1 protein-coding gene is annotated in these 1,510 nt (G+C 32.2%); it reads left to right on the top strand.

From position 1 onward, the window contains the following. The first annotated feature begins 122 nt into the window (after positions 1-122). Positions 123-1,418 (top strand): ArsB/NhaD family transporter, encoded by a 1,296-nt coding sequence (locus BG20_RS03750; protein ID WP_010191110.1) that lies wholly within the window; start codon positions 123-125, stop codon positions 1,416-1,418. Positions 1,419-1,510 lie beyond the last annotated feature (92 nt).

Genomic DNA, 1,510 nt, shown 5'->3' with positions numbered 1-1,510 from the left:
ACTACAAAAGTAATCGTGAATCTTTATGAAAATTAACTTTTCATATTCACTACCCTCTTTTCATGAGCAGTACCTCAATTACATCATATCTTTAAAACATCATACAAAAATAGAAAATAAAAATGAATTTTGATTCTAGTTTTTTCTCCATTCTAATAGTATTCATAATTGTTTATGGACTGATTATTTTTAGAAATGTAAGAGGGGTAAACATTCCGATATGGGCAAGTATGGTTTTTGGTGCTGTCTCTGTTTTAGTTTTACAAATTTTAACTCCTGAAGATGCATTTTCAGCCATAAATTTTGATGTAGTTTTTTTCCTTCTTGGAATGTTCATTCTAGTTTCAGGTTTAGAGTCTTCTGGAATGTTAAATCAAATGGTAACTAGAATTTTGTCATTTGCAAAGACGCCTAATCAAATTTTATTTTTTATTTTATTTGTGATGGGATTACTGTCTGCATTTCTTATCAATGATACTATTGCTCTTGTAGCAACCCCTATTGTAATTGGATTGACAAAACCAATGAATGTTCGTCCAGCTCCTATGTTGATCTGTTTAGCATTTGGAATCACTATAGGTAGTATGATGACACCCATGGGTAACCCGCAAAACTTGTTGATTTCACTTCACAGTGGAATGGAGTTTCCCTTGTTTACTTTTCTTAGGTATCTCTTTTTGCCAACTATTACCTGTTTGCTAGTTACATTTTTTATTCTAAAACGGTATTACAAAAAAGAATTTTCAAATGCAGTTATGTTACAATTAACATCTTCAGAAATAGTTTTAGATTCCAGTCTTGCAAAAAAATCATCCATTCTAACTATGATTACAGTGATAGGTTTTTTTGTTGTAGGGGTGATAAAATTATTTGGCATATCTACAGAATTGAATTTCAGTCATGTTGCAATGTTTGGAGGACTTGCATTGTTGGTAATTGGAAACAAAAGAAAACAGATAGTCAAAGGAATCAACTGGCAGATAATTGTATTTTTTGTAGCAATGTTTGTATTTATGCAAGGCGTATGGAATGGTGGAATCATCGAACTGTTTCAGGCACTCTTACCATTTGACCAAAATCCAAACTCTGCTACAGCATCGATTAACATAATCGGGACCAGTATTCTTACAAGTCAGATAGTTAGCAATGTGCCTTTTGTTGCAATATCTATACCAATTTTACAAAATTATGGGTTTTCTGAAATCGATCCAATACCTTGGATTGCACTTGCTGCTGGAAGTACAATTGCTGGAACCTTGACTATTCTAGGAGCTGCAAGCAATGTGATAATTTTGGAAACTGCAGAAAGAAGACATAATGTGACTTTTACTTTTAAGGAGTTTTTTAGAATTGGGATTATTGTTACTGCCGCAAATACTACGATTTTGATATTTTTTTTAACATTTCCTTTCTTTTAGCCTAAATTTATCTAACATTTGTGGGAGTATCAAACTAATGTACCCAAACTTATCCACAACATGCATCATTTCTTTTATTTTTCATAACCTCC

This window comes from Candidatus Nitrosarchaeum limnium BG20, from assembly GCF_000241145.1.
Lineage (GTDB): Archaea > Thermoproteota > Nitrososphaeria > Nitrososphaerales > Nitrosopumilaceae > Nitrosarchaeum > Nitrosarchaeum limnae.
The sequence above is the reverse complement of the archived record's forward strand: the minus strand, read 5'-3'. Positions and strand labels throughout refer to the sequence as shown.

Coding starts and splice junctions, on each gene's coding strand:
- BG20_RS03750 (WP_010191110.1), top strand. CDS start 123: ATGAATTTTGATTCTAGTTTTTTCTCCATTCTAATAGTATTCATAATT.